4 protein-coding genes are annotated in these 8,296 nt (G+C 76.7%); 3 read left to right on the forward strand and 1 reads right to left on the reverse strand.

Annotated features, from left to right (window positions below):
* Window positions 1–305: 305 nt before the first annotated feature.
* Window positions 306–3,143 carry an FHA domain-containing protein gene (locus tag ACWDCZ_RS37690; protein WP_380780306.1) on the reverse strand — a complete coding sequence of 946 codons (2,838 nt, stop codon included), beginning with the start codon at window positions 3,141–3,143 and terminating at the stop codon, window positions 306–308.
* Between the two features lie 380 nt (window positions 3,144–3,523).
* Between ACWDCZ_RS37690 and ACWDCZ_RS37695 the strand changes: the two genes are divergently transcribed.
* From ACWDCZ_RS37695 to prfB, 3 genes are all read left to right on the forward strand, one after another.
* Window positions 3,524–5,461 (forward strand): serine/threonine-protein kinase, encoded by a 1,938-nt coding sequence (locus ACWDCZ_RS37695; RefSeq protein ID WP_375874781.1) that lies wholly within the window; start codon window positions 3,524–3,526, stop codon window positions 5,459–5,461.
* A gap of 253 nt (window positions 5,462–5,714) precedes the next feature.
* Window positions 5,715–6,968 carry a serine/threonine-protein kinase gene (locus ACWDCZ_RS37700; protein ID WP_117488036.1) on the forward strand — a complete coding sequence of 418 codons (1,254 nt, stop codon included), beginning with the start codon at window positions 5,715–5,717 and terminating at the stop codon, window positions 6,966–6,968.
* Between the two features lie 81 nt (window positions 6,969–7,049).
* Window positions 7,050–8,162: a peptide chain release factor 2 gene (gene prfB / locus ACWDCZ_RS37705; protein WP_049653430.1), complete on the forward strand. Its 1,113-nt coding sequence runs from the start codon at window positions 7,050–7,052 to the stop codon at window positions 8,160–8,162.
* Window positions 8,163–8,296 lie beyond the last annotated feature (134 nt).

Raw genomic sequence — 8,296 nt, forward strand, 5'->3', positions numbered from 1 at the left:
GATCTCGCGCCGCATCTCCTCCGTCCACGGCTCGGCCCCGAAGATGCCGATCCGCTGGATGACGGGGTGAAGTGAGTGCTGCTCGGCGGCGGTTCCGGCGGCCCGGCCCTTCTCGGTCGGGCCCGCCTGGGCCTTGTCGTCCTGGCGGGCGGGCGACCTGCGGCGAGGAGCGCGGCGGTTGTGGCTCTCCCCGCACAGGAAGTCGATCTGACGACTTCCTGTGCGGGGAGTGGTGCCTGATGCCGTTGCCGCTTCGGGTCGGCCGAAGCGGCAACGGGGTGCGAGGCGAGGTGGCCCCGGAGGGGTCAGCGGGCGGCGGCGCGTTGGAGGGCGCTGGCGAGGAGGGCGAGGTCGGTGGGGCCGTTGCCGAGTTCGCGGACGGGCCGGCGGGCCGGCGGGGCGCCGAGCTGGAGCGGGTCTATCGCGACGACGGTGGGCCGCAGGGTGGCGGTGCGCGGGATGCGGCCGCTGATCCGGGCGGTCTGGAAGGCGGTGACGCCGCCGTCCGGGAGGCGGAGGTAGCCGCGGCCGGGGGTGTCCTCGGGCAGGGCGGCCGCGTCGCCGAGGTGGATCAGCAGGTCGGAGTCGGCCGGGTCCTCGGTGCGCAGGGCGATCCGCAGCAGCGCGGCCTCGTCCACCTCGGTGCCGGCGCTCTCCTCCGGGCGGCCGGTGGCGACGGCGAGGTGGACGCCGAGCGGTCCGCCGCGGCGGGCGACGGCGGCCAGCGCGCGGGCGAGCGGGCGGCCGGCGGCGGAGGTGGGGGAGAGCAGGGCGTCGTAGTCGTCGACGACGACGACGAGCCGGGCGGGGGGAGCGGCGGGGCCGGTCGGGCGGGGGCCCTCCGCGCTGCGCGGCGGGATGATCCGGGGCGTGGTGGCCGCTCCGCCGCCGACGGCGGCGGGCACCGGGACCTTGGGGTGCTCGGCGTCCGCCTCCGGCCCGTCCAGGCTCTGCCCGTCCAAGATCCGCGCGGCGTGCCAGGAGGCGAAGTCCAGCCCGTCGAACAGCCGTTCCCGCAGGGTGAGTTCGTCCTCCAGTGCCTCGGCCGCGAGCAGCGCGGCGCGCGGGTCGGCGGCGGCGTTCACCCGGCCGCTGACGTGCGGCAGCTCGGTGCAGCCGTCCAGGCCGTCCTGGCCGTCCGCGGTGGCCCGGCCCTCGATGATCGTGACGGCGAGCCGCCCGGGCCGCTCGGAGACGGCGAGCGAGGCGACCAGGGTGCGCAGCAGCTCGGTCTTGCCGGAGCCGCGGGCGCCGCCGATCAGCAGGTGCGGGCCGCCCGGGTCGGGGGAGGGGACGGTGAGTTCGGGGTCGGCGAGGTCGAGCGTGCAGAGCTCGTCCCGGGTGGTGCCGAGCAGGGCGGTGGCGGCGCCGATGCCGCCGGCGTGGGCGTCCCAGCGGGCGGACAGCTTGGCCGGGGTGACGGTGTCGAGCTGCAGCAGGTCGAGCAGCCGCAGCACGTCGGGCAGCGGGCCGCGGGCGGCCGGGGTGGCCTCGCGCAGCGGGGCGAGGACCCGGGCGAGCCGTTCGGCCCAGGCGTCCGAGACGGCGTCCAGCGAGACCTCGTGGAGGGTCTCCCGGCCGCGGGCGACCGGCCGGGACAGCGACAGCTGGGTGCCGACCTCGCCGGTGATCAGGGCGGTGGCGCCGAGGCCCCGGGGGAGCAGTTCGGGCTGCTCGGCGAGGCAGATCGGGAAGATGCCGACCGCCGGGCCCTGGCGCAGCAGCAGGTCGAGCGCCTGCCGGGCGGCCTCGGTGGCCGGGCGGCCGTCGACCACGACCACGGTGGCGGGGTGGCCGCCGAGGCCGCTGGGGCCGCTGAGCCGGGCGGTGAGCTCGGTCAGCCGGGCGGTGGCCTGTTCGTCGTCGAGGCCGATCAGCAGCCGGCAGTCCTGGCCGTCGACCGGGCGCAGGTGGGGCAGCCACAGGGCCCAGGCCCAGGTGTCGACGCGGTCCTCGGCGGCGCGGGCCGGGTCGGCGTCGACCACGACCAGGCTCAGCCCGGTCGGCGGGTGCAGCGCGGCGAGCTGGGCGACGACGGCGCGGGTGAGCGCGTCCAGGCGCTCGCGCGGGCCGCTGAGGCCGAGGCTGCCGGCGGTCTGCAGGTCGAGGGTGACCGGGACGGCGGGCAGCATGGTGCCGGGCGTGGTGCCGGGTCCGCCGGGGCGGTCGGCGGTGCCGAGCCGCAGGGTGAGCGCGTCGGGGTGGCCGGGGCCGCGCTCCCAGAGCCGGGGGCCGGGGCCGACGGCGTTGAGCAGCAGGGTGGCGAGGTCGGGCCAGCGTTCGCGCTGGGCGGCGGTCTGGCGCAGCCGGACCGCGGCGTGGTGGCGCTCGGCGCTCTCCTGGCCGGGCGGTTCGGCGGCGCGGCCGGGCAGCAGGGAGAAGAGGCCGCGGCCGCGGCCGGGCGCGGGTTCGGGGGCGGCGGGCGGCTCGACCACGGGCGGCGCGGGCCGGACCGGCCCGGGGGCGGCGAGCTGGAGGTGGCCGTGGCCGTCCGGCAGGGCGGCGCGGACGGCTCCGGCGGCCTCGGCCGGGTCGGGGGCGGTCACCTGGAGGGTGGACTCGCCGATCCGCAGCACGGCGCCGGGCTCCAGCGGGACGGCGGCCTCCGGCGGGACGGGCGGGACGAGCCGGCCGTCCAGGGCGGTGCCGTTGGTGGAGCCGAGGTCGCGTACGGAGATCCGGCCGTCCTCGGCGAGGTGCAGGGAGAGGTGCAGCCGGGAGACGTCCGGGTCGTCGAGCGGGACGTCGGCCTCGGCGGAGCGGCCGATCCGGATCTCCCGGCCGTGCAGCCGGTGCACGCCGCCGGCGTCGGGGCCGCCGACCACCCGCAGTTCGGCGGCGGCGGGGGCGTCGTCGGGGTCGTCGGCGGTCGGGTCGGGCTCGTTCAGGCTGAGGACGGCGCCGTCGAGCAGCGGGGGGTGGCCGAGCAGGGTGTGCTCGTCGACCCGGTGCGCCCCGGCGTACAGGTGTACGTGGGTGGCGGCCCGCGGCCCGCGCACGCCCACGGCACCCGCGAGCGCGCCCGCGATGGCGCCGAGTGCGGTGCCGACGGGCGCGGTCACCAGCACGTCCACGTAGGGAATGGCGGAGCCGGCGGCGGACGGGCCGCTGCGCGGTCGGAGGACGGTCAGCCGGATCTGCATCTCGCCCGCGGGTCCCTTCTGCTGATGTGAAGCCTGGTGCCGCTGCCCGGTGCCAAGGGCACCGTTGGGCCACACGAGTGGCGAGTGTCCATCCTGCCATCCGTCGTGGACGGTCCGCGCACCGTACCGGATTTGACGATCTTGCGATCGTGGCCGTGACCGGGGCGACGGAGAGTCAGGTCGACGGTCCTCTCGCGGGGTGCCCGGGACCTTCCCTAGGGGATCTCCCCCAACCCTTCCCCAGACCGTGCGGATGGCCTACCGACCACCTCAAAAACCCGTACGGTCACCGTTAGAGTGGCCGCAGACACGGGCCCGGCAGGCTCACCGCACCGGCGGAGGAGCGCCCCGCGCGGGCGGCACGGCGAGGAGTGCGACAGGTGCGGCCAGTCGGCAGCAAGTATCTGCTGGATGAGACCCTCGGGCGGGGTGCGACCGGCACCGTCTGGCGCGGCGTGGTGCGCGAGGACGTCCAGGTGCCGGGCTGCCCGCCCGGGCAGCGGGTGGCGATCAAGGTGCTGCGCGAGGAGCTGGCCGCCGACCCCGACGTGGTGATGCGCTTCCTGCGCGAGCGCTCCCTGCTGCTGCGGCTGACCCACCCCAACATCGTCCGGGTCCGCGACCTGGTGGTCGAGGGCGAGCTGCTGGCCCTGGTGATGGACCTGGTGGACGGCCCCGACCTGGCCCGCTACCTGCGTGCCAACGGCCCGTTCAGCCCGATCGCCGGCGCGCTGCTGATGGCCCAGGTCGCGGACGCGCTGGCGGCCAGCCACGCGGACGGGATCGTCCACCGCGACCTCAAGCCGGCCAACGTGATGCTCGCCTCCACCGTGGTGGACGGCGTCGAGCGGATGCACCCGCTGCTGACCGACTTCGGCATCGCCCGGCTCGCCGACTCCCCGGGCGTCACCCGCACCCACGAGTTCGTCGGCACCCCCGCCTACGTCGCGCCGGAGTCCGCCGAGGGCCGTCCGCAGACCTCCGCGGTGGACGTGTACGGCGCCGGGATCATGCTGTACGAGCTGGTCACCGGCCGCCAGCCGTTCCAGGGCGACAGCGCCCTCGCCGTGCTCCAGGCCCACCTGGCCCAGGAGCCGCAGCGGCCCAGCACCATGCCCGAGCCGCTCTGGACGGTGATCGAGCGCTGCCTGCGCAAGGACCCGGCCCAGCGGCCCGGTGCCACCTCGCTGGCGCACGCGCTGCGGGTGGTCGCGGCCGGGGTCGGCGTGCACGCCTCCCCGGCGGCGGTGGACGAGGCGCTGGCGGTCGGCGCCCTGCTGCTGCCGGACCCGCAGCCGACGGCCGTCCCCGGCAGCATGCCGCCGCTGCCGCCCGTGACGGTGCCGGGCGCCCTGGCCCCGGGCTTCATGGTCCCCGGTACGGCCCCCGGCGCCGAGGACCACACCCAGGTGCTGCCGCCGACCAGCGGGCAGTACGACCCGGCCGCGGCGACCGCGGTGATGGGCACCCAGCCGCCGCCCCCGCAGGGCGCCCCGGACCGCACCCGGGTGATGCCGCCCGCCGCCGTGCCGCCGCCCCCGCCCGCCGGGCCGCCGCAGGAGGAGGCGCCGCACCCGTGGCAGACCCAGCTGCGCGCGGCGCGGGACCGCAACCAGCAGACCCAGGTCGGCTACTTCGGTCCGGAGGACTACGAGGACCTCCCGCAGCCGCAGGTCGCCCCGCAGCCCTACCAGGCCGGGCAGGGGGGCCCGGCCGGACCGGGCGGCCACGGCGGCCAGGGGCACCGGCCGGGCCAGGGCGCCCCGGGCGGGCGCCCCGGCGGGCAGCAGCCCGGCGGCTACCGCCAGGCCCCGCCCCCGCCCGGCTACGCCCAGCGCCCGCCGGTGGCCCCGCCGCCCTACCAGGCGGGCCAGGCCGGCCAGGGAGGCAACGTCGGCCAGGGCGGCCAGCGGGGCCAGGGCGGCCGTCCGCAGCCGCCCGGCGGCTACCGGCAGGCCCCGGGCGGGTACGGCCAGTCGCAGGGCGGCTACCCGCCGCCGCCCGCGCCCACCCCGGTGCCGCGCCGGGCCGAGCCGCCCGCGCCGCAGTACCGGGAGGCCCCGCCGCAGCGCCGCGAGGAGCCGCCGGCCCCGGCCCGCCGCGAGCCCGGGCCGGCCCGCGAGCCGCGCCCGCGCAGCCGCAACCGGATGTACATCCCGGGGCTCGGCTGCTTCAAGGGCTGTCTGATGGTGCTGCTGGTGCTGGCCGTGGCCGGGGTGGCGCTGTGGAACTTCACGCCGCTGCCGCACTACTGGGACAACGTCGTGGGCTGGTTCGACTCGGCGCGCGACTGGGCGAACAGCCTCTTCGGCAAGTAGCGCCGCCCGGGGCCGGAGCCGATCCGGAGCCGGAACCGGTCCGGGTCCGGACGGCGTTCCGGCCTCCGGCCCGCCCGGGCGGCCGCATTGACGCTATGTCGACAATTATCGAGATTTCTCGGCCGGGACTCCCGCTCCGGGCCCTTCGGGCGGCCCCCGCAGGCCCTCCGGGCGCGTAGGTTGGTCGCTGTTGTCCCGCCCCACCGAGCGCGCCGGACCCCCGGAGCGCTCCCGCGCCGCCCACGGAGCAGCATTGGCACGCAAGATCGGCAGCCGGTACACCGTCCACCAGGTGATCGGCCGGGGTTCGGCCGGGACGGTCTGGCTCGGTGAAGGGCCCGACGGCCCGGTGGCGGTCAAGCTGCTGCGCGAGGACCTCGCCGCCGACCAGGTGCTGGTCGGCCGCTTCGTCCAGGAGCGCACCGCGCTGACCAGCCTCGACCACCCCCGGGTGGTCGGCGTGCGCGACATGGTGGTGGACGGCAGCGACCTCGCCCTGGTGATGGAGCTGGTCCAGGGCACCGACCTGCGCTCCCGGCTGGAGCGGGACGGCGCGCTGCCCCCGCAGACCGCCGCCTCGGTCATCGCCGACGTCGCGGACGGCCTGGCCGCCGCGCACGCGGCCGGGATCGTCCACCGCGACGTCAAGCCGGAGAACGTCCTGCTCGACCTCGCCGCCGCCCCCGGCCCCGGCGGCGCCCCGCGCGCCAAGCTCACCGACTTCGGGGTGGCCCGCCTGGTCGACGCCCCGCGCCGCACCCGGGCCACCCGGATCATCGGCACCCCGGACTACCTCGCCCCCGAGATCATCGAGGGCCTGGAGCCGCGCGCCGCCGTCGACATCTACGCCCTCGCCACCGTGCTGTACGAGCTGCTGGCCGGCTTCACCCCGTTCGGCGGCGGCCACACCGGCGCGGTGCTGCGTCGGCACGTCACCGAGCAGGTCCCGCCGATCCCAGGCCTGCCGGACGGGCTGTGGCGGATCATCTCCGAGTGCCTGGCCAAGGCCCCGGCCTCCCGGCTGCGCGCCGCCGAGCTGGCCTCGCGGCTGCGCGAGCAGCTGCCCTCGCTGGCCGGCCTGCCGGTGCTCGCCGTGCCCGGCCAGGGCCGGGCCCCGGCCGAGGAGCAGCTGACCCCCGGCGAGGCCGTCTACGCCGAGATCGACGCCGGCCCCGGCATCCACAAGCGCCGCCGCGGCCCGGCCGTCCCGCTGGTGCCCGGCGCCGCCCCGGACTCCACCCGGGACACCCACACCAGCCTGCGCCGCCCGTCGGCCGACGAGCTGGCCGCGTACGCGCTCGAGTCCCGCGCCCAGCGCGCCGCCCCGGGCCACCGCCGGGACCGCCAGGCGCTGCTGCGCCGCCGCCGGCTGCTGGCCGTGCTGATCGCCACCGTGCTGCTGCTGGCGGGCGCCGCCGCGGCCTGGACGGCGTTCGCGGCCACCGTCCCGGACGGCGGCCACCCGGCCCGTCCGGCGGTGTCCGGCACGGCCCCGCGGGCGCCGTAGCCGGGGCCGCGGCCGCCGTCGTGAGGCCGGGGGGACCGGGGGTGTCGTCATGACCACTCCCGGAACCATTACCCTGGGGGCGTGGCAGCCGTCGATCCTTCCGAAGAGCTCAAGAACCTCGATACGACCATGGGGTCGATCGAGGCCGTCATCGACCTGGACAAGATCCGGGCCGACATCGCGGTCCTGGAGGAGGAGGCAGCCGCCCCCACCCTGTGGGACGACGTCGCGAACGCGCAGAAGGTGACCAGCCGGCTCTCCTTCCTCCAGGGCGAACTGCGCCGGGTCGAGGGCCTGCGCAGCCGTATCGACGACCTGGGCGTGCTGTTCGAGCTCGCCGAGGCCGAGGACGACGCGGACACCCGCACCGAGGCCGAGAACGAGCTCGTCGCCCTCCAGAAGGCGGTCGAGGAGCTGGAGGTCCGTACCCTCCTGTCCGGCGAGTACGACGCCCGCGAGGCGCTGATCAACATCCGCGCCGAGGCCGGTGGCGTGGACGCCGCCGACTTCGCCGAGCAGCTCATGCGCATGTACCTGCGCTGGGCCGAGCGGCACGGGTACCCCACCGAGGTGTACGACACCTCGTACGCCGAAGAGGCCGGCATCAAGTCCGCGACCTTCACCGTGAAGGCGCCGTACGCCTACGGCACCCTCTCGGTCGAGCAGGGCACCCACCGCCTGGTCCGCATCTCGCCGTTCGACAACCAGGGCCGCCGGCAGACCTCCTTCGCCGGTGTCGAGGTGCTCCCCGTCGTCGAGCAGTCCGACCACGTCGACATCGACGAGGGCGAGCTCCGGGTGGACGTCTACCGCGCCTCCGGCCCCGGCGGCCAGGGCGTCAACACCACCGACTCGGCGGTGCGCATCACGCACATCCCGACCGGCATCGTGGTCTCCTGCCAGAACGAGCGCTCGCAGATCCAGAACAAGGCGTCCGCGATGAACGTCCTCCAGGCCAAGCTGCTGGAGCGGCGCCGCCAGGAGGAGAAGGCGGCGATGGACGCGCTCAAGGACAGCGGCAGCTCCTGGGGCAACCAGATGCGCTCCTACGTGCTGCACCCGTACCAGATGGTGAAGGACGTCCGCACCGCGTACGAGGCCGGCAACCCGCAGGCCGTGCTGGACGGCGACATCGACGGCTTCATCGAGGCCGGGATCCGCTGGCGCAAGCAGCGCGAGACCAGCGCCGAGTAGCGGCAGACGACGAAGGCCCCCGACCGCAGCTTGGGTTCAAGGGGTCGTCGCAACACCGCTTGGTTTCAGACGGTGAGTAGATCACGTAGACGCTCGGCTGGGGGTTACCCTCCGAGCGTCTTGGGTGGGGGGCC

The sequence above is a fragment of the Kitasatospora sp. NPDC001225 genome (assembly GCF_053597855.1).

Excerpts from the sequence above, each read along its gene's own strand:
- ACWDCZ_RS37690 (WP_380780306.1), bottom strand. The coding sequence starts at position 3,143 with ATGCAGATCCGGCTGACCGTCCTCCGACCGCGCAGCGGCCCGTCCGCC.